This window comes from Zeimonas arvi, from assembly GCF_008039575.1.
GTDB lineage: Bacteria > Pseudomonadota > Gammaproteobacteria > Burkholderiales > Burkholderiaceae_E > Zeimonas > Zeimonas arvi.
Genome location: NZ_VDUY01000007.1, coordinates 124,956 through 144,596, shown reverse-complemented (window position 1 = coordinate 144,596; position 19,641 = coordinate 124,956). Strand labels below are relative to the sequence as shown.

The following is a 19,641-nucleotide window of genomic DNA, read 5'->3' as shown; positions in this document are numbered from 1 at the left end:
ATTCGAGGTGAATCGGCCGGGCCTCGGGGAGGCGCCAGCCGAACGGTGCTGCTTACTTGTTGACCGGCGACTTCGGGTCGAGCAGCAAGGCCATCACGTCCTTGATCTGCTTTTCCGTCAGGATGCCGGCCGCGCCGAAGCGCGGCATGTGGTTGCAGGCCGCGAAGGCATGCGAGTTCCAGATCCGCGCCCAGGTGTACTTCACGATGGCGTCGGAGTCGCCGCGCAGCTTGCCGTAGTTGTACAGCGACGGGCCCAGGTTGCCGTAGGAGATTTCCTCCTTGGTCAGCTGGTGGCAGGCATAGCAGTTGCCGCCGGCGACCGTCTTGGCCGTGTCGTTGTACTGCAGGCCACGGCCGCTCTGGGCGACCTTCTCGCCTTCCTTCCAGTCGCCGAGGTACTTGCCGTCAGCCGGGTACTCGACTGCGGCCAGTGCGGCCTTCTCGATGCTTTCCTTCACCGAGGCCGGAATCTCCTTGCCCGAGTAGGCGCTGCACTGCTTCTGCATGTCGGACTGGTCGAGCCTGTCCAGCTTGGCAATGCCCTTCTCGGCAAAGGAGGCCTTGATCGTGGCCGCGACCTCCTCGTCGCTGACCCCGCCAGGCATGGCCGTGCAGCCGGCCAGCACGACGGCCGCGCCGCCGACGAGAACCTTCCAGTGTGCTTTCATCGTCGGCCTCCTCATCGCTTGATCGCCGGGGAATCCATCTTGCCGCCCTTGGCGGTGACGCCCAGATAGGTGATCAGGTCGATCGAGGTCTGGGAACCGTACTTCAGCTCGGGGAAACGCTGCTGGCGGAAGCAGTCGTTCATGCGCCACTGCATGGTGCGCAGCGCGCCCTGCGAGACCCGGTAGGCGGGCCAGGTGGTGAAGGCCTTCTGCGCCGGACCCGGCTTGGTCAGGTCGGGCAGGTCCTGAAGGCGGATCCGCTTGCCCTCGCCTTCGTGGCAGGAGGCGCACGAGAAGTCGAAGGGGCCGCCGCGGTAATGGAAGGTCCGCTCGCCGCGCTGATAGGCCGCGATCTCCTTCGGATGGTTCTGCGGCAGGTTGACCGGCATGCCGCGCGACTCCTCGACCACGTAGCCGGCGAGCGCCTCGAGATCGGTGGCCTTCTGGCCCGCGCCCGAGAAAGGCTTCTTGATGACCTCGGCCTTCTCGAAGCCCTGCAGCGTGACCATGCAGTGCACGATCCGCGACTCGGCGTCCATCACCGCATCGACATCCGCGAAGTAGCGCGGAAGCTCCGCGTATGCGCCCTTGACCACGCCCGGCCCCTTGCCCAGGTCGCACTTCTCGAGGCTCGCGTTCTTCGGGCCGCGCTTCTCCTTCCACAGCGCCTCGCCCTTCATGACGGTCAGGTCGGCCGGGTTGCCGTCCTGGAGCATCTCGCGATAGCGCTCGATCTCCGCCTGGGTGTCCGTCTGCGCGATGGCCGGCGCCATCGTCAGCACGGAAACGCCGAGCGCGATCGCGATCGCGGACTTCTTCTGAAGTCTTTTCATCGGGAAGTTCCCTCCTCGTCGTTGATTCTCTGTCTTCTCGGAAAACTCGGGCCGCCGGCCACGAAGGCGCCGGCCGCCAGGAACGAAGCCAGGCGACAGGGCAATCGCCCTGGCAGGCGCGACGTCCTCTCGCCCGATCCGTTGCTTCAGCTGACCGTCGTCTCGTCGGTCCGCTTGTCGCCCTTGTTGTCGACCCAGCTCACGGTGACCTTGTCACCGGCCTTGCCGCCGTTGATCTTGAACTGCAGGTACGGGTTCTTCGAGATCGCCGGACCCCAGTGGGCCTTCAGGACCTCCTTGCCGTTCAGCGACGCGGTGACGTCGCTGATGAACCAGGCCGGGACCACGTTGCCGGAAGCGTCCTTGCGCTGGCCGGTTTCCATTTCGTGCGCCATCAGGACGCGCACGTCGACGACGCCATCCTTGGCGCTCGCGCGGATCTTCATCGGATCTGCCATGACTTCTCTCCAGTGTTCGGTATCGATGCGTGACGGGGCCGGCGATCAGCCGCCGCAGCCGCCCAGCGTGACCTTGATTTCCTTGCGGGCCATGTAGAACTTGCCGTCGGCCTTGACGACCGCGACGACGTCCGAGCTCTGGCCCATCTTGACCCGCATGTTGACCTCGGGCGCCGCGCCTTCGAGCAGGTCGTAGGCGGCCGCCAGCGCGTTCGGATTCTTGTCGATGAGCAGGGCCATCATCTGGGTCTTGGCCACCCCGCTGCGGATGCCCACCGGCACGACCGCGCCGTTCTCGGCGATGTCGGGCGAAACGATGGTCACGTCCTTGGACTCGGTGGCATCGGCTGCCCCGAGCGCCTTGAGCGTGTCGGCGATTCCCTTGGCCTGGAACGCGGCCCGGTCGAACGCCTGCGCCGAGGCGATGCCCGGCTTGAGCATGCCGATCGACACCAGCGCGGCGTAGAGGCCCGCGCCGCCGGCGACCTGCAATGTCGTGCGACGATTTTCGTTCATCTGTCGTCTCCCTTCGAGAGCTGCTGAGTGACTGACGCCTGAGCGCCTTTCGGTTGGGTAACAATGCCGGCGCTCGCGCGCCGGCGCTTCAGTGGAGCGCTCAGGGCGCACCGTCCAGGATCCAGCCGACGATGCGGCGGATGTCGTCCTCGGGAATCGTGGCGTTGGCCGGCATCGGAACCTGCCCCCACACGCCCTGCCCCCCGTTCTTCACGCGACCGGCCAGCAGCGCGGCTGCGCCGGGCGTGCCGCGATACTTGTCGGCGACCTGCCGGAACGACGGACCGACGAGCTTGTTGTCGACGCCGTGGCAGGCCATGCAGTTGCCTTCGACCGCGAGCTGCGCCGGCGGCTTGCCGCCGTTCTCGCCCTGGGCCGACGGCGCCGCCGAAGCCAGCTTCGGCGCGACGGCCACCGCCGGAGCGGTGGCGCCGGCGCCCACGATGGTAGCGCGAGCGGCCTCGACCACCTTCCCGGCCTCGGACAGCGCCTCGAGCGGCGGACGCGCGGTGTCGGCGCCGCGGACCGGACCGACCACGCGATTCTGCGCGACGAGGTTGCCGTGCGCATCACGCGCGAACTCGGGCAGGATGGAGCGGATGTCGCTGCCGGTCTTGCAGTCCTTCATGCAGGCGTCGCCCTGCACGTCGGGCTTGCTGGCGACCTGCCACAGCGGCTCGAAGAATGCCTTGCCGTTGCGGTTGGGCAACAGCTTTTGCACCTCGGCAATATTCTTATCCGAAAGCACGAAGTCGGCGGGCAGGATCTCCCCGAGATGCAGGATGTACGCGGTCACCGCGTAGACCTCCTCGGTGGTCAGCGACTTCGGTGCGTTCCAGGGCATCGCGCGGTTGATGTAGTCCCACAGGGTCGAGACCTGCGAGAGCTTCATCAGCGTGGTGCGCTGCGGGTAGTCGGGGCGCAGCAGGTTGGCCACCCGCCCGGTCTTGATGTCTTCCTTGGTGGTGCCGCCGACGATGGGCGTGAACACCTCGTTGGACTCGCCGAAGGTGCCGTGGCACGACGCGCACTTGGCCTCCCAGACCTCCATGCCCAGGTCGACCGAGCCCGATCCCGGGGGCAGGCCCTTGAAGTCGGCGCGCACGTCGATGTCCCAGGCCTTGACTTCGTTGGGCGTGGCGGCCCGCCCGATGTCCGCCCAGGGCTTCGGCGCCGGCGCAGCCTGCGTCTTCGCCTGCGACTGCGCGTGCGCGGCGATCGGCGATGCGCCGATCGCCGCCGCGATGATGCCGGCAACGATCGCGCCGCGCTCGAGTTTCATGAACATGTTTCGCATTTCCTCGTCCGCGGCCGATCAGTTCAGTTGCACGTTGAAGACCTCGCCGCTTTCGGCGACCTTCCACGACTGGATGCCGTTGTTGTGATAGATCGAGCGAGTGCCCCGCACCGCCCGCAGCTGGTTCAGGCGGGGCTGCACGTGACCGGTCTCGTCGATCGCGCGGCTCTGCAGCACGGCGGGCGAGCCGTCCCACACCCAGTCCACGTTGAAGCGCGTCAGCGCCTTCGGCAGCACCGGGTTCTCGAGGCGCGCGGTGCGCCAGTTGCGGCCGCCGTCGACGGACACGTCGACGCGCTTGATCCGGCCGCGCCCCGACCAGGCCAGGCCCGTCACGTTGTAGTAGCCCTTGTCGAGCAGCACCTGGCCGCCCGACGGCGTGGTGATGACCGACTTCACCTCCTGCAGCGATGTGTACTGGCGGTGCGTGCCGTCCGGCATCAGGTCCACGTAGTGCAGCACCTCGTCCTTCGCGTCGTAGGGCTTGTCGCCCACTTCGAGGCGGCGCAGGTACTTGACCCAGGAAACGCCCTGGATGCCGGGGACCACGAGGCGCAGCGGGTAGCCGTTCTCCGGCCGCAGCATCTCGCCGTTCATCGCCCAGGCGATCATCACGTCGTCGAGCGCATTGGCCATCGGGATCGTGCGGGTCATCGAGGAGCCGTCGGCGCCCTCGGCCAGCACGTAGCGCCCCTTCTTCGTGTCGGCGCCGCACATGTCGAGCAGCGTGGACAGCAGCACCCCGGTGTACTCGCAGCAGGACAGCATCCCGTGCGTGTACTGGACGGTCGGCACCGCGACGTTGCCCCACTCCATGCCGGTGTTGGCCCCGCACTCGATGAAGTGGATGCGCGAAACCTGGGGCAGGCGCATCAGCTCGTCCATCGTGAAGACGCGAGCCTCCTTGACCAGACCGTTGATCATCAGCCGATGCTGGCTGGGATCGATGTCCCACCAGCCCTGGTGGTGACGCTCGAAGTGCAGGCCGTTGGGCGTGATGATCCCGAACATGCCCTGCAGCGGCGCGAAGCTGACCGAGGCCGCCGACACGCGCGTCAGGCCCGGGCTTTCGCGACGCTGCAGGTTGCGCTCCCACTGCGACGGCGATCCGTAGCCGCGGGCGGCCACCGGCTGGCCCAGGCCGGTGGTGTGCGCCGGCAGCTTCACGATGGCGGGATCGTCAGCCCGGGCCGCGCCCGCGACCGTCGCCGCGCTGGCGCCGGCGCCCATGGCGAGCGCCTTGCCCATGAAGGAACGGCGCGCGCGACGCGCCTGCTCCATCTTCTCGGGCGACAGGAAGTTCTCCGGAGCCTTCTGGATTCGGCCCGGGGTCGGATTGCGGTCGGTCATTCGGTACTCCGGATGCCGTCCCCCGGAAGGAGGTCGGCAGACAGCGGGGAAGTGCCTTGCGTGGCACCGGGGGATTTGCCGTTCCTGGCGAGGGGGGGCCGGGCGAACGCCGGATCGAGATCCTTGGCGATCGCCAGCAGGCTGTTTCGGCCGGCGGCGTCCTCGTCGCGGGATGCGATGTGCACGCACACGGTGCGGCAGATCTCGGTCAGCGCGCTGTCGCCGACGCCGTAGTAGATGAAGTTCCCGTCCTTGCGGCGAGTGAGGACGCCGGCGCGATGCATCGTGCCGAGATGACGCGAGACGTTGGTCTGGGTGGCGCCGGTTTCCGCGACGATCTCCGACACGGTCTTCTCGCGCTGGCAGATCGCATGCAGGATTCGCACCCGCATCGGCTCCGACAGCAGCGTGAAATAGCGCGAAACGGCCTCGCAAACCTGGCCGAGTTCGTCCATGAGAGATCTCCTCGACACCACGCTTGACTTTGATCAGATTGCGCAGTCGGCGCGACTATATGCACATATGCGCATATGGTCAAGCAGCGATAAACTCGCCCCCGGGGGGTATTCTTTTCAAATGTCACATCACGATTTCCCGTGGCGCTCTTCGCCATGCGCGAGCGCGTACCCGATCGCGGGGGCGCTCGCGATCGCCTTGCTCGCCCCGGCCGCCGGGGTGGCCTCCGGAGCGGCTCCCGGCGGCCGCGACGCCACCCGGCCCACCGTCGGCGCACCCGCCGCTTCGACACCGGCCGGGCTCTGGGCGAACACCAAGGTCGCCCTGCCCCGCCCCGCGTCGTGGAAGGCAGTGCTGGCCGAGAGCCGGGCCACCGGCCGCCCGATCGTGCTGATGTTCTCGAGCGTGGGCTGCGCCTGGTGCGAACGGGTCAGACGCGACCACCTGCGCTACCTGGCGCGCGACCAGCAGAAGCTGGGGCTGATCGTGGTGGAACTCGACCTGCTCGATCGCAAGCCGTTCGCGGACGGCGAGACCCCGGCCGGGATCGCCAAGGCAATGGGGGTGCGCGTCGCACCCACGGTGGCCTTCCTGGGCCCGGAAGGGGAGCTCGCCGAGCGCCTGCTCGGCTACCAGTCGGCCGACTTCTACGGCGCCTACCTCGACGACCGGATCGCCGAGGCTGCCGCCAAGCTGAAGCAGCAACCGTAGCGCGGCGCCCGCGGGCCGCCGCCCCGGCTCAAGACGCGCGGAGAAGTCGTGGCGAAATCGATTCGGTCACGCGTTCAGTGGAAGTGCGTGGAATCGGGTTCCACGTCGCCTGGCATTTCGGCGTGGACCACCTCGCCCTTGCCGTTCGGGTAGAGCGGCACCCCGCAGTCCTCGCAGAACTCGGGCTCGGTCAGATCGGGCCAGAGCCGCATCTCGGCGACGCCGACCTCGCGCAGCACCTCGCGGATCTGTTCGAGCGGCGGCGGCTCGTCGTCCTCGCTCTCGGCGCCCAGCAAGGGCCAGACGATGCCGTGGGCGACGTCCTCGTCGTCTTCGCCCACGCTCAGGCCGATCCGGTACTCGTCGGCCCGCTCATCGCCGAAGGGCGCGACCGTGGCGCGAATCTGCGACGGCTCGATGTCCAGCGCATGCGTCAGGTAGTGGACCGCCGCGCGGATCGAATACGGACGGACCCGCCGGTCGGACTCGCGCAGGTTCAGGTGGAAGGCGTCGGGCAGCAGGCACTCGAAGCCGCAGCCCGGCAGCAGGGGCTCGATGTTCGGCCGCGCCTGCGCGATCCATTGCTCCAGGCACTGCACGCGGCTGGCATGGTCGCCGGGTTCGGACTCCTGCCAGCGGAACAGCGGCGCGCCCGAGGGCACGGCGACCACGCCGAGCAGGAAGCGGGAGTCCGCCAGCATCTCGGCGGTCTCGGGCAGGGTCTTCAGGTCGAGCTTCGCGGCCTGTCCGCTCACCGCCGCCAGCCCCAGCTTGCGGGTGACCCGGCGCAGCTCGCCGAAGTCGCGCGGCAACTGGTCGATGCTGTACAGGCAGGGAGACATCCGGAAGCGCGCGGGACGCGACAGCACGTGCCCCTGCCAGTGCGCCGCCAGGGCCTGCGCCGCCTCGGCCGGCAGCGGGCCGGACGGGATCCTGAACCGGGTCCAGACCACCAGCGGGGCGGCCACCAGCAGCATGTCCCAGCGCTGGCCGTCGATCTCCGTGCTGACGGTTTCGGCGGCCTCTTCGACCGCCTCGATCAGCGCGCCATAGGCCTCGCTGTCGGTCTGGTGCAGGCGGTCGAGCGAATCGTAGACGGCCTGGATGTGCCCGCTGTCGAGCAGGCGCTCGATCCGGGCGGCGAGCTGCGCCTCCCAGAAGCGATCCTCGATCCTGCTGCCGGAGTTGGCGAGCCCCAGCGCGGCCGCCACCATCCGCTCCGCGTCGGGAGAGAGGTGCGCCTTGCGCTCGCGGGCACGGGCGTGACGATGTTCTTTCATGCGTTCCTTCGTGGTGACCACGAAGTTTAGTCGAATTCGCCGTCCCCTTCCCCCGCCTGCGCCGGGGCCTTCGCCCGGCCCGCGCCGGGGCGCGGCAGGCTTCAGCCGCCGGCCTGCGGCGACTGCCGCGCCAGGGCCAGCGCGGTCCAGAGCGCCGGCTTCTTCGACTCGCGCGCGATGTCGGCGAGCAGCGCCTCGTGCGCGGCCTGCTCGGCTTCGTCGGCCGCGAGCACCGGCAGGTCGGCCGGCGGCCACTGGCCGTCGCCGTCGATGCCGTCCAGCGCGTCCGCCCCGCCACCCAGCGCGATCTCGAGGCTGTCCTGGCCGCGCGTCATGGCCAGGTAGACGTCGGCCAGCAGTTCGGCGTCGAGCAGCGCGCCGTGCAGCTTGCGGTGCGCGTTCGAGACCGCGTAGCGCTCGCACAGCGCATCGAGCGAATTGCGCCGGCCGGGGTGCAGCTCGCGCGCCAGCGCGAGCGTGTCGACCACGCCGACCGCCAGCTTCTCGAAGGGCGGGCGCCCGAGCCGACGGTGCTCTGCGTCGAGGAAGCCCAGGTCGAAGGGCGCGTTGTGGATCAGCAGCTCGGCGCCCGAAACGAACTCGGCGATGCGGTCGGCCACTTCGGCGAAGCGCGGCTCGCCGGACAGGCGCTCGAGCGTCAGGCCGTGGACCTCGAGCGCCCCCTGGTCGATCTCGCGCTCGGGGTTCATGTACAGATGCAGCCGGCGGCCGGTGAGGCGCCTGTCGACGATCTCGACGCAGCCGATCTCGATGACACGGTGGCCGTCTTCGGGCGACAGGCCGGTGGTCTCGGTGTCGAGGACGATCTGGCGAAGGCTCATCGGGATGCGTGTCCGGTGGGAAGGGTCGGGGCGGTCGCGCCTCCGGAGACGGCCGGGGCGCCGGCGGCGGCCGCGGGCCCGCCGCCGCCCGGTTCGGCCGCCAGCAGGTGGCGCCGGCGGGCCAGCAGCGTGTATACGGTGGGCACGACGAACAGCGTGAGCAGCGTGCCGAAGCTCATGCCGCCCACGATCACCATGCCGATCTGCATCCGGCTCTCGGCGCCAGCGCCGGTGGCCAGCGCGAGCGGCACCGCGCCCAGAACCATCGCCCCGGTGGTCATCAGGATGGGGCGCAGGCGCAGGCTGGCCGCCTCGATCGTCGCCTCCCGCAGCTCGCGGCCGGCATCGCGCAGCTGGTTGGCGAACTCGACGATCAGGATGCCGTGCTTGGTGATGAGGCCCACCAGCGTGATCAGCCCGATCTGGCTGTAGACGTTCATCGTGCCGCCCGTCCATTGCAGCAGCGCGAGCGCGCCGGTCATGGACAGCGGTACCGAGAACATGATGGTGAGCGGATCGACGAAGCTCTCGAACTGCGCGGCCAGCACCAGGTAGATGAAGCACAGGGCCAGCGCGAAGGTGACCAGCAGGGCGGTCGACGACTGCTTGAACTCGCGGGTCTGGCCGTTGTAGTCCAGCCCGTAGCCCGGCTTCAGGTGATTCGCGGCATAGGCCTCGATCGCGTCGACGGCATCGCCGAGCGAGGCGCCCGGGGACAGGTTCGCGGTGATCGTCACCGCGCGGCGCTGGGCGAAGTGGTTCAGTTCGCGGGCGGTGACGCCCTCGCGCACCGTGACCAGGCTGGACAGCGGCAACAGCGTGTCGCCGCGGCCGCGCACGAAGATGCGCGAGATGTCCTGCGGCGTGCTGCGGTCGCCCTGGGCGAACTGGACGATCACGTCGTACTGCTCGCCCTCGCGCTTGAAGCGGGTGACCTGCCGCCCGCCGAGCGCGGTCTCCAGCGCGCGGCCGATCGCGTCGACCGGCACGCCGGCGTCGGCGGCGCGGTCCCGGTCCACCTCGATCTTGAGTTCAGGCTTGTTCAGCCGCAGGTCGCTGTCCACCCCCTGGAAGCGCGAGTCGGCGCGCATGTCGGCGAGCATCGGCTCGATGACTTCCTGGATGGTCTCGTAAGGGTCGGAGCTCAGGACCACGACGTTGATCGGGCGCTCGCGCGGCGACTGGCCCAGCGAGGCCGGCGCCACCGCGAAGGCCTGCACGCCGGGGATGCCGAGCAGCCTGGGCTGGATCTCGCGGATCATCTCCGGGATCTTGCGCTCGCGCTCGGACCAGTCGATCGTGCGGGTGAAGCTGATCCCCTGGGCCACCGTGGGGCTGCCGGTGACCACGAACACCCGGTTGACCTCGGGCACCGAGCGCAGGATGTCCTCGACCTGCCTGGCGTAGCGGTCGGTGTAGTCGATGGACGCGCCATCGGGGCCGTTGAAGATCGTCACGATCGTCGCACGGTCCTCGACCGGCGCCAGCTCGCGCTTCATGCCGGACCACAACACCACGCTGGCGCCCGCCACCGCGAGGCCGACCAGCACCACCAGCCAGCGGGCCGACAGCGTGAGCCGCAGCAGGCGCGCATAGCCGCGGGTCAGCGCATTCAGCGACGAGTCGATCGCGCGCACCAGGCGGCCGGGCGACGGATCGTGGCGCAGCAACTTCGCGCACATCATCGGCGTGAGCGTCAGCGCCACGAAGCCCGAGACCAGGACCGCACCGGCCAGCGTGAGCGCGAACTCGATGAAGAGCCTGCCGGTGCGCCCGGTGGTGAACGCCACCGGCGCGTAGACCGCGGCCAGCGTCAGCGTCATGGCCACGATGGCGAATCCGACCTCCTTCGAGCCGACCAACGCGGCCTTCACCGGGTCCATGCCGTCCTCGATGTGCCGCCAGACGTTCTCGAGCATGACGATCGCGTCGTCGACCACCAGGCCGATCGCGAGGACCAGCGATAGCAGGGTCAGCGTGTTGATCGAGAAGCCCGCGGCGAACATCAGCGCGAAGGCGCCGATCAGGCAGACCGGGATCGTGACCAGCGGGATGATGCTCGCGCGCAGCGTGCCCAGGAACAGGAAGATGACCGCCGCGACCAGCACGACCGCCTCGGCGATGGTCGTGTACACCGACCGGATCGAGCGCTCGATGAAGACGGTGTTGTCGTTCGCGATGCTGACCTGCACGCCCTCGGGCAACTGGGCCTGGATCAGCGGCAGCTCCTTCTTGAGCGCCTGGGCGAGGTCCAGGGGGTTGGCGGTGGCCTGCTTGATCAGGCCCAGCGAGATCGCGTTGCGGCCGTTGAAGCGCACGATGCTGCGCTCGCTCTGGGGCGCGACGCCGACGCGGGCGACGTCGCGCAGGCGGACCGGATAGCCGTTGACCGTGCGCACGACCACGTCATCGAACTGCTGCACCCGCTGCAGGTCGGTCTGCGAAGACACGGTGAACTCGCGCTGCAGGCTCTCGATCCGCCCGGAGGGAAGCTCGACGTTCTGCCGGCGCAGCGCTTCCTCGACGTCGCCCGGCGTGAGGTTGAAGCCGGCCAGCCTGTCGGGGTCGATCCAGATGCGCATCGCATAGCGCCGGTCGCCGTAGATCCGCACGTCGGCCGCACCGGGCAGCGTCTGCAGACGGGGCTTGACAAAGCGGTTGGCGATGTCCGACACCTCGAGCGGCGACACCGAGTCGCTGGTGAAGGCCATCCAGATGATCGGGTTGGCATCGGCCTCGACCTTGGCGATGACCGGCTCGTCGACCGTGTCGGGCAGCCGGGCGCGGACCCGCGCGACCCGGTCGCGCACATCGGCCGCCGCGCCGTCGGGATCGCGTTCGAGCCGAAAGCGCACGGTGATCTGGCTCTGCTCGGGCCGCGAGATCGAGGTCAGCACGTCGACCCCCTCGATGCCTGCGATGGAGTCCTCGAGCGGCTTGGTGACCTGCGACTCGATGATCTCGGCCGAGGCGCCCGGGTAGGTGGTCGAGACGGTGACGGTGGGTTCGTCGATCTTCGGGTACTCGCGCACCTGGAGCCGGTCGTAGGACACCAGGCCGACCAGCAGGATCACCAGCGACAGCACGGTCGCGAAGACCGGCCGGCGGATGCAGACCTCGGAGACGACCACCGCTCAGCCCCCCGAAGGCGCGGGGACGGGCGCCGCCGGTCCCTGCGCCGCGGTGCCCGCCTGGCCGGAAGCGACCACGCGCACCTGCTGTCCGTCGCGCTGAAGCTTCAACTGCCCCGCGGTGACCACCCGCGCGCCTGGCGCCAGCCCCTCGACGATCTCGACCCGCCCTTCCCTGCGCTGCCCCGTGGACACGCGGGTGCGGAAGGCCTTTTCGTCCTCGATGCGGTAGACGAAGAGGTCGGAGCCCATGGGCACCACCGCTTCCTCGGGCACCATGACCGCTCTCGGGTTCTCGGACAGGGTCAGCGAGGCCTTCGCGAACATGCCGGCGCGCAGCAGGCCATCGGCATTGGCCAGGCGACCGCGCGCCACGACGGAACGGCCGTTCGCGTCGACCTGCACGTCGATCGCCTCGAGCTCGGCCGGGAACTCGCGTCCCGGCCAGGCGTCGAACTCGACCCGCAGCTGCTGCCCTCGCCTGATCTGGCTCAGGAAGCGCTCGGGAAGCCGCAGGTCGACCTGCATGCTGGACACGTCCTCGAGCACCACCAGCGCGTCGCCCTCGCGGACGTAGTCGCCCAGGCTGACGTTGCGCAGTCCGAGCACGCCGGCGAAGGGTGCGCGGATCTCGGTCCTGGACAGCCTGGCCTGGGCAAGCTTGAGCCTCGCCTCCAGCACCCGCAGGTTGGCGGCGGCCTCGTCGCGCGCGCGCTCGCTGACGAACTGCTTCTGGGCGAGATCGACCGTGCGCTGGTAATTGGCCTGGGCCAGCGCGAGTTCGGCCCGGGTCTGCTCGGACTCGGCGGCGACGATCGCCGCGTCGAGCGCGATCAGGAGATCGCCCTTGCGCACCCGCGCGCCGCCCTCGAAGCCGATTCTGGCGATTCGACCCGCCGTTTCCGGCTTGATCACGACCGATTCGGCCGCTCGCAGCGTGCCGACTGCCGACACGACCCGGGACAGCGAAATCGTGACCGCGTCGGCAGCCTCGACCGCGACCGTCGCGCCGGCGCCCACGCGGGCCGGCGCTCCGCCCGGCGGATCTGCCGGTGGTCGCCCTGTCTGGGCGCCGGGCGCGCCTTGCGCGGCGCCGGGCTTCGCCTCGGCCTGGCCTGCCGCGGCGGGCCCCTGCGGAGCGCGCGCCGAAGGCGCCTCATAGGCGGGGCCGGCAGGCCCGCGCTGCCACTGCCAGCCGCCCCAGGCCAGCGCGGCCAGCCCGGCGGCAGCCAGCACCCAGTACATCGGTCGTTTCATTGAACGGAATCGCGGCAGCGGAAGCGGCTCCAGGCCGTCGCCGGGGCCATGTCGAGAAGGATCGAAGAATCTAGCACGCCCGGTCGCCGGGACGCGGCAAGCCTTTGCGCGGCACGATACTATCCGCGTCTCGCGTGCCCGGGTCCTGCGCGCGCCTGCCGCGCGCTCGTCCCGCGCGCCCGCCGTTCACATTGCACCTCTTCGCTCGCCGGCTCCACGGCGTGACGAAGGCCGTTCTCTCCGAGCCGACGATGTCGATTGCCAAAGGCCCTTCGCCCCACGCCTCCCCGTTCGAGCGCCCGCTTCCGCGCGAGGCCCCGCGTCCGCGCGAGACGGTTGCCACCCTCGAGGCCTCGAGGATCCGCGAGGTGGCGAATGCCGGCATGGGGCTGCCCGACGTGATCCCCTTCTGGTTCGGCGAACCCGACGCGGTGACGCCGGCCTTCATTCGCGAGGCGGCGAAAGCCGCTCTCGACGCGGGCGACACCTTCTACCACCACAACCTGGGCATCGCGCCCTTGCGCGACGCGCTGTCGGCCTACCTCGGCCACGCGCATCGACCGGTGGATCGCGACCGGATCGTGGTGACGAGCAGCGGCGTCAACGCCCTGATGCTGGCCGCCCAGGCGATCCTCTCGCCGGGCGACCGGGTGGCGGCCGTGGTGCCGCTGTGGCCCAACGTGACCGAGATCCCGCGCATCCTGGGCGCCGAGGTCGCCCGGGTGCCGCTGTCGCTGTCGGCCGACCGCCACTGGACCCTGGACCTGGACCGGCTGCTGGACGCGGTCGGCACCGACGCGCGGGCCGTGATCGTCAACTCGCCGAACAACCCGACCGGCTGGACCATGCCACGCGAAGCCATGGCCGCCCTGCTCGACCACTGCCGCCGGCACGGCATCTGGATCGTGTCCGACGAGGCCTACGAGCGGCTGGTCTTCGACGGCAGCTTCCAGGCGCCGTCCATGCTGGACCTGGCCGAGCCGGAAGACCGGCTGATCGTGGCCAACACCTTCTCGAAGGCCTGGCAGATGACCGGCTGGCGCCTGGGCTGGCTGGTGGTGCCGCCTTCCCTCACCGCCGATCTGGCGAAGCTGGTGGAGTTCAACACCTCCTGCGCACCCGGCTTCGTCCAGCAGGCGGCGGTGGCCGCCCTGCGCGACGGCGAGCCCGTCGTGCGCAGCTTCGTCACCGCGCTGGGCGGGCGTCGCGACGCGCTGCTGGCCGGCCTGTCGCGAATCGACCGGGTCTCGGCCGGCATCCCCGACGGCGCGATGTACGCCTTCCTGCGCATCGACGGGGAGCGCGACAGCCTGGCACTCGCCAAATCCCTGGTCCGCGAGGCCAGGATCGGCCTGGCGCCCGGCATCGCCTTCGGCCCCGAAGGCGAAGGCTTCCTGCGCTGGTGTTTCGCGCGCCCGATCCCGGAACTCGACGAAGCGGTCGGCCGCCTCGACGCCTATCTCCGCCGCGCCTGACGCGGAAAGGCCGGCCGGCGCGTCGCCGGCCGGATTGCGGCGCGCGGAATCGTGAAGTCCGCACTGCACGCGATACGTGCGCACCGAGCGCCCGGGCGCGCAAGGGCGCACGGGCGCTCGAGGAGACCTCAGCGCCTCTGGGGCACGCCCCGGTTTGCCAGCGCATCCGCCCGCTCGTTGCCGGGGTGACCGGAATGCCCTCGCACCCAGCGCCAGTGCACCTCATGGCCGGCGACCAACTCGTCGAGCTGCTGCCACAGGTCCACGTTCTTGACCGGCTTGCGGTCCGCGGTCTTCCAGCCGCGCGACTTCCAGTTGCGCAGCCACTCGGTGATCCCCTTCTGCACGTACTGCGAGTCGGTGTGGACCACCACGCGCATCGGCCGCTTCAGCGCGCGCAGCGCCTCGATGACCGCCTGCAGCTCCATCCTGTTGTTCGTCGTCGACGCCTCGCCGCCGCACAACTCGCGTTCGTGATCGCCCCATTTCAGGAGCGCGCCCCAGCCTCCCGGCCCGGGGTTGCCCTTGCAGGCCCCGTCGGTGTAAATCTCTATCGTTTCGCTCATCGGGCGAATTGTAGTGTCGTCGAACCACGGGAAACGCAGATGCTCGAAAAGCAGTTGATGCGCTTCGTCGAGGACCTTCGGCAGAAGCAGCCGATGCCCTTGCGGATCACGCTCTGGAACGGGTCCTCCACGGCGCTCTCAGAAGCGCCCAGGGTCGAGCTCAAGCTCAGGCAGGCCGGCGCCGCCAAGTACCTCCTGAACCCTTCGCTCGACCGCCTGGGAGAGGCTTTCGTGGAAGGCCTGGTCGATGTCGATGGCGACATCCGCGACGTGATCGCGGTCGCCGAAGGCCTGGCGCAGCACGGCGACGCCGAGCGCGGGCTGGGCAGGCTGCCGGGCTGGCTGCCCCGGCACACCCGCAAGTCGGACCGCAAGGCCATCGAGTACCACTACGACGTCTCCAACGAGTTCTACTCGCTGTGGCTCGACCCGCAGATGCTGTACTCCTGCGCCTACTTTCCGGAGGGCGACGAAGACCTCGCCACCGCGCAGACGCTCAAGCTGGAGCATATCTGCCGCAAGCTGATGCTCTCGCCGGGCCAGACCCTGCTGGACATCGGCTGCGGCTGGGGGGCGCTCGCGATCCACGCCGCCCGCCACCACGGGGCGAAGGTCGTGGGCGTCACCCTGTCCACCAACCAGTACGAACTGGCCCGCGAGCGGGTGCGGCAGGCCGGGCTCGAAGGCCGGGTGGAAATCCGCCTGCAGGACTACCGGGACATTCCCGGCGATGCAGTGTTCGACCGGATATCGTCGGTGGGCATGTTCGAGCACGTGGGCCTGAAGAACCTGCGCGGCTACTTCGACATCGTCCACAGGCTGCTCGAGCCGGGCGGCATCGCGCTGAACCACGGGATCACCTCGAGCGACTCGGACAGCCGTTCGGTCGGGCTGGGCGCGGGCGACTTCATCGACCGATACGTGTTCCCCGACGGCGAGCTCCCCCACGTGTCGCTGGCGATCCGGGAGCTCTCGGCCGCCGGCCTGGAACTCACCGACGCGGAGTCGCTGCGCCGGCACTACGCGCGCACGCTCGGGTTCTGGTCGGATGGCTTCGAGAAGCAGTTGCCCAGGCTCACCGAACTGGCCGGCGAGCGGCGCGCCCGGATCTGGCGCGTGTACCTGGCCGGCTGCGCCTACGGCTTCCGCAACGGCTGGATGAACATCTACCAGTTGCAGGCGATCCGGCCGAAATACGGATCGAACGGCGCCGAAAGCCCGCTGCCGATGTCGCGCGGCTACCTGTACCGGGCCTGAGCCAGGATCTGGCCTGCCCGGCCGGCGTCCTCGGGGATCGCGGTCCGGGCCTCCCCTTCGCGCTGCACCTGCCCGCTCGAAGCGACCGCCACGGCCGGCCGCCTGAGACGCCGCCGCCGCAAGGCCGGGCCCACCAGGCGCATGCCGCGCACCCGCTTCACCGCGCAGATCAGGTAGACCGCGCCGCAGATCGGCCACCAGCGGTCGCCCGCCGACTCGAGGAAGCGGGTCCGCTCCAGCCAGCGCTCGGTGCGGCAGGGCGGCCGATAGCAGCCGAAGCGCCCCCGCTCCTGCTCGAAGCCCAGCAGCTTGAGCCAGTCCCTCAAGCGCGGCAAGCCGATCGGTTGCCCCTCGCCGGGCAGCCAGGGCCGCCCGACCGCCCGGCCGGCCAGATGGCGGGCTCCCCAGAGGCTGACCGGATTGAAGGCCGACACCACCAGGCGGCCCTCCGGCCGCAGGACCCGGTCGACCTCGCGCAGGACCTGATGCGGATCCTCGGCGAATTCGAGCACGTGCGGCAGCACCACGAGATCGAGGGACTGCGACGCGAAGGGCATGGCTTCGTAGTGATCGAGCCAGAGGTCGGCGTTCGCGGGCTGGTCGTCGGGTTGCAGCGCACGGAAACGGTGCTGGATCCGGTTCTCGCGCAGCGTGTCGATCTCGGGCAGGCCGCATTGCAGCGCGTGGAAACCGAAGATGTCGGCCACGGTGGCGTCGAACTGGGCCTGCTCCCACGCGAGCGCGTAGCGCCCCGCCGGCGAATCCAGCCACTGACGCCAGCTCTCGCGGGCGTCGCGGACCTCGGATTCGGGCGGCCGCGACCCGCCGCCTATAATCGGCGGCAAATCGTTCATCTTCATCACATGCAGACTCCAGACACCTGGCGCCACGCTCCGGCGCCCCACCCGCTGGTCGTGCCGATCGACGCCTTCTCGGACAACTACCTGTGGCTCGTTCGCGCACCCGATGGCGAGACGGCCGTGGTCGTCGACCCGGGCGACGCAGCCCCGGTCCGGCGCGCGCTGGCCGAATCCGGCCTGCGTCTGGTGGCGATTCTACTGACTCACCACCACGCCGACCACGCCGGCGGCGTGGCCGAGCTGGTCGAGCAGTGGAGCTGTCCGGTCTACGGCCCGGCCGGCGAGGACATCCCCGACATCGACCGGCCGCTCGCCGGCGGCGACGCATTCGAGGTGGCCTCGCTGAGAGCCCGCTTCGAGGTCCTGGACGTGCCCGGCCACACCCGCGGCCACATCGCCTATCGCTGCGGGCGGCTGGGCGCGGACCCGCGGCCGCTGCTGTTCTGCGGGGACACGCTGTTCGCAGCGGGCTGCGGACGGATCTTCGAAGGCACGCCGCAGCAGATGCTCGATTCGCTGGACCGGCTCGCGGCGCTGGCCGACGACACGCTGGTGTTCTGCGCCCACGAATACACCGTGTCGAACCTGCGCTTCGCGGCGGCCGCCGAGCCCGAGTCCGGCGAGGTGGCAGGACGGCTGGCCGAGGCGATCCGGATGCGCGAGCACGGCCTGCGCACCGTGCCCACGTCGATCGGCATCGAGCGCGCGACCAACCCCTTCCTGCGCAGCGGCGAACCCTCGCTGAGACGGGCGGCGGCGGTCCGCCTCGGGCGCGAGCCGGCGTCGAGGCTCGAGGCCTTCGCCGCGCTGCGCGAGTGGAAGAACGTCTACCGCTGACGCGCCGCGCGGACCGCCGGTCCGCTTTCGCTTGACCGCGCTTCGTGACTTACGTAACATCGCGGCACTTTTTCCATTGCCGATCATGCACTTAGGGGCCGCCCTTGCAGCGCTTTCTTGAATCCGCCCGCGCCGCAGCTCTTCCGCTCCCCTCCCGGCTGCTGATCGGTGCGGTTTCGCTGCTGTTGGCTGCAGGTTGCTCGACGATCGCGCCGCCCACCGCGGCCCCGTCCGAGGCGGCCGCGCCGGTCGCTGTCGTGGAAACCCCGCAGGCTGCCGAGGCGCTCGATGGCGCTCCGGCGCCGCGCGCCGCACCCGCCCCCCAGGACGGCCCCCGCTGGATCGGCCGCGACGAGACCGCCCTGCCGGGCAACCTGTGGGACCGCATCCGCGCCGGCTTTGCGATGCCCGAGCTCGATACCTCGCTGGTGGCCGAGAAGGAGCGCTTCTACCTGCAGCGCCCCGACTACCTGCAGCGGATGTTCGACCGCGGCGGGCGCTACCTGTTCCACATCGTCGAGGAAATCGAGAAGCGCGGGATGCCCACCGAGCTGGCCCTGCTGCCTTTCGTCGAAAGCGCGATGAACCCGGTGGCGCTGTCCCATGCCAAGGCGGCCGGCTTGTGGCAGTTCATTCCGTCTACCGGCAAGGCCTTCAACCTCGACCAGAACTGGTGGGTGGACAACCGCCGCGACGTGGTCAAGTCCACCGAGGCGGCGCTCGACTATCTGCAGAAGATCTACGAGATGCACGGGGACGACTGGTTCCTGGCGCTCGCGTCCTACAACTGGGGCGAAGGCGCGGTAGGGCGGGCGGTCAAGCGCAACCGCGCCCGCGGACTGCCCGCCGACTACCTGTCGCTGCAGATGCCGGCCGAGACCCGGCACTACGTGCCCAAGCTGATCGCGCTCAAGCGCATCGTCCAGCGTGCCGAGCAGCTCGGCGTGAAGCTGCCCGAGCTGCCGAACCGACCCTACTTCGTGACCATCGAGAAGACCCGGCCCATCGACCTGAAGCTGGCCGCCCGGTTTGCCGGAATGACGGTCGACGAGTTCGTGGCGCTGAACCCGGCGCACAACCGCCCGGTGATCTCGGCGAGCCGGAACAACGAGATCAAGCTCCCTGCGGACCGGGTCGACGCCTTCCTCGATGCGGTGGAATCGCACGGGCGCAGCAATCGCGCCTTCGCGACCTGGCAGCCCTACACGCTGAAGGCCGGCGACACGCTCGAGGCCCTCGCCTCGCGCGCCGGAATCAGCGTAGCCGAGCTGCGCGATGCCAACGATCTGCGCCCCGGCGCACGCATCCTGCCGGGCACCCGCATCCTGAGCCCGCATCGCCAGGTCGAGGACGAGACCCGCGTCGAAGCCTTCGACGGGCCCCGGATCTACGAGCTGGTCGAACGGCCGGCGGTCTACCACGTGGTGCGCCCGCGCGAATCGCTGGCCTCGATCGCGCGTCGCTATGGGACCACGGTCGCGACGCTGCGCCAGCTCAACGGGCTCAAGAAGGCCGTCGCGGCGCGCGGCGCCCGCCTGCTGATCAGCCCCGCGAACTCGCAGACCCTGCTCACCACCGAGAGCGGCGACCGCCGCGTCGTGGCCCAGAGCGAAGCGCGAATCGTCCGTGCGGTGGTTCGCGAAACCGCGCCCGCCGAGCCGGCTGCAGGCCCGAGGGCGCCCGCAGCCAGGGTCGCCGCGCCCACGCCCGCCCCCGCTGCCAAGGCGCCTGTCAAGGCCGCCTCGCGCAAGGCCGTCCGCCCCGTCGCCGAGCCCAGGCCGGCGGCGCGCACTTCCGGCAGCGGCGCCAAGACGCCGGTCGCCCGCTCGGGCAAGCGGACCTGAG

The 19,641-nt window shown here is 69.9% G+C and carries 18 protein-coding genes; 5 read left to right on the top strand and 13 right to left on the bottom strand.

What is annotated here, in order from left to right; genetic code table 11:
• Positions 1-52: 52 nt before the first annotated feature.
• From soxX to FHP08_RS16200, 7 genes are all read right to left on the bottom strand, one after another.
• On the bottom strand, positions 53-670 hold the full coding sequence (gene soxX / locus FHP08_RS16230) for a sulfur oxidation c-type cytochrome SoxX (RefSeq protein ID WP_147705534.1): 618 nt from the start codon (positions 668-670) through the stop codon (positions 53-55).
• An 11-nt stretch (positions 671-681) separates the two neighbouring features.
• Complete coding sequence (gene soxA / locus FHP08_RS16225; RefSeq protein WP_147705533.1) at positions 682-1,503, bottom strand: sulfur oxidation c-type cytochrome SoxA; 822 nt, start codon at positions 1,501-1,503, stop codon at positions 682-684.
• Between the two features lie 146 nt (positions 1,504-1,649).
• Complete coding sequence (gene soxZ, locus FHP08_RS16220) at positions 1,650-1,961, bottom strand: thiosulfate oxidation carrier complex protein SoxZ (RefSeq protein WP_147705532.1); 312 nt, start codon at positions 1,959-1,961, stop codon at positions 1,650-1,652.
• A gap of 45 nt (positions 1,962-2,006) precedes the next feature.
• Positions 2,007-2,477, bottom strand: a complete 471-nt coding sequence (gene soxY / locus FHP08_RS16215; protein ID WP_147705531.1) for a thiosulfate oxidation carrier protein SoxY — start codon at positions 2,475-2,477, stop codon at positions 2,007-2,009.
• Between the two features lie 100 nt (positions 2,478-2,577).
• Entirely contained in the window at positions 2,578-3,759 is a 1,182-nt protein-coding gene (locus tag FHP08_RS16210) for a c-type cytochrome (protein WP_147705623.1), read from the bottom strand.
• Positions 3,760-3,792: 33 nt separating this feature from the next.
• Entirely contained in the window at positions 3,793-5,124 is a 1,332-nt protein-coding gene (gene soxC / locus FHP08_RS16205) for a sulfite dehydrogenase (RefSeq protein ID WP_147705530.1), read from the bottom strand.
• Positions 5,121-5,579, bottom strand: a complete 459-nt coding sequence (locus FHP08_RS16200; protein WP_147705529.1) for an ArsR/SmtB family transcription factor — start codon at positions 5,577-5,579, stop codon at positions 5,121-5,123. The genes soxC and FHP08_RS16200 overlap by 4 nt, the downstream gene beginning before the upstream one ends.
• 121 nt (positions 5,580-5,700) lie before the next feature.
• On the opposite strand from FHP08_RS16200, the gene FHP08_RS16195 reads away from it, so the two are divergent.
• A complete protein-coding gene (locus FHP08_RS16195; RefSeq protein ID WP_147705528.1) occupies positions 5,701-6,291 on the top strand; it encodes a thioredoxin family protein in 591 nt (196 codons plus the stop codon).
• A gap of 74 nt (positions 6,292-6,365) precedes the next feature.
• On the opposite strand, the gene FHP08_RS16190 is transcribed toward FHP08_RS16195, so the two are convergent.
• The 4 genes from FHP08_RS16190 to FHP08_RS16175 form a co-directional block, all read right to left on the bottom strand.
• On the bottom strand, positions 6,366-7,571 hold the full coding sequence (locus FHP08_RS16190) for a DUF2863 family protein (protein WP_147705527.1): 1,206 nt from the start codon (positions 7,569-7,571) through the stop codon (positions 6,366-6,368).
• Positions 7,572-7,672: 101 nt separating this feature from the next.
• Positions 7,673-8,413 carry a DNA polymerase III subunit epsilon gene (gene dnaQ / locus FHP08_RS16185; protein WP_147705526.1) on the bottom strand — a complete coding sequence of 247 codons (741 nt, stop codon included), beginning with the start codon at positions 8,411-8,413 and terminating at the stop codon, positions 7,673-7,675.
• Positions 8,410-11,544, bottom strand: a complete 3,135-nt coding sequence (locus tag FHP08_RS16180) for an efflux RND transporter permease subunit (RefSeq protein ID WP_147705525.1) — start codon at positions 11,542-11,544, stop codon at positions 8,410-8,412. Before FHP08_RS16180 ends, dnaQ begins: the two co-directional genes overlap by 4 nt.
• A gap of 3 nt (positions 11,545-11,547) precedes the next feature.
• Complete coding sequence (locus FHP08_RS16175; protein ID WP_222707916.1) at positions 11,548-12,801, bottom strand: efflux RND transporter periplasmic adaptor subunit; 1,254 nt, start codon at positions 12,799-12,801, stop codon at positions 11,548-11,550.
• 257 nt (positions 12,802-13,058) lie between these two features.
• Between FHP08_RS16175 and FHP08_RS16170 the strand changes: the two genes are divergently transcribed.
• On the top strand, positions 13,059-14,276 hold the full coding sequence (locus FHP08_RS16170) for a pyridoxal phosphate-dependent aminotransferase (RefSeq protein ID WP_407704047.1): 1,218 nt from the start codon (positions 13,059-13,061) through the stop codon (positions 14,274-14,276).
• Positions 14,277-14,404: 128 nt separating this feature from the next.
• On the opposite strand, the gene rnhA is transcribed toward FHP08_RS16170, so the two are convergent.
• Positions 14,405-14,842, bottom strand: a complete 438-nt coding sequence (rnhA, locus tag FHP08_RS16165; protein ID WP_147705523.1) for a ribonuclease HI — start codon at positions 14,840-14,842, stop codon at positions 14,405-14,407.
• 39 nt (positions 14,843-14,881) lie between these two features.
• On the opposite strand from rnhA, the gene FHP08_RS16160 reads away from it, so the two are divergent.
• Positions 14,882-16,099 carry an SAM-dependent methyltransferase gene (locus FHP08_RS16160; RefSeq protein ID WP_147705522.1) on the top strand — a complete coding sequence of 406 codons (1,218 nt, stop codon included), beginning with the start codon at positions 14,882-14,884 and terminating at the stop codon, positions 16,097-16,099.
• Here the strand turns inward: FHP08_RS16160 and FHP08_RS16155 are convergent.
• Positions 16,081-16,959: a class I SAM-dependent methyltransferase gene (locus FHP08_RS16155; RefSeq protein ID WP_225879168.1), complete on the bottom strand. Its 879-nt coding sequence runs from the start codon at positions 16,957-16,959 to the stop codon at positions 16,081-16,083. The genes FHP08_RS16160 and FHP08_RS16155 overlap by 19 nt on opposite strands.
• 3 nt (positions 16,960-16,962) lie before the next feature.
• On the opposite strand from FHP08_RS16155, the gene gloB reads away from it, so the two are divergent.
• Both gloB and FHP08_RS16145 read left to right on the top strand, forming a co-directional pair.
• Positions 16,963-17,796 carry a hydroxyacylglutathione hydrolase gene (gene gloB / locus FHP08_RS16150; protein WP_147705521.1) on the top strand — a complete coding sequence of 278 codons (834 nt, stop codon included), beginning with the start codon at positions 16,963-16,965 and terminating at the stop codon, positions 17,794-17,796.
• A 104-nt stretch (positions 17,797-17,900) separates the two neighbouring features.
• Positions 17,901-19,640 carry a transglycosylase SLT domain-containing protein gene (locus tag FHP08_RS16145; protein ID WP_147705520.1) on the top strand — a complete coding sequence of 580 codons (1,740 nt, stop codon included), beginning with the start codon at positions 17,901-17,903 and terminating at the stop codon, positions 19,638-19,640.
• Position 19,641 lies beyond the last annotated feature (1 nt).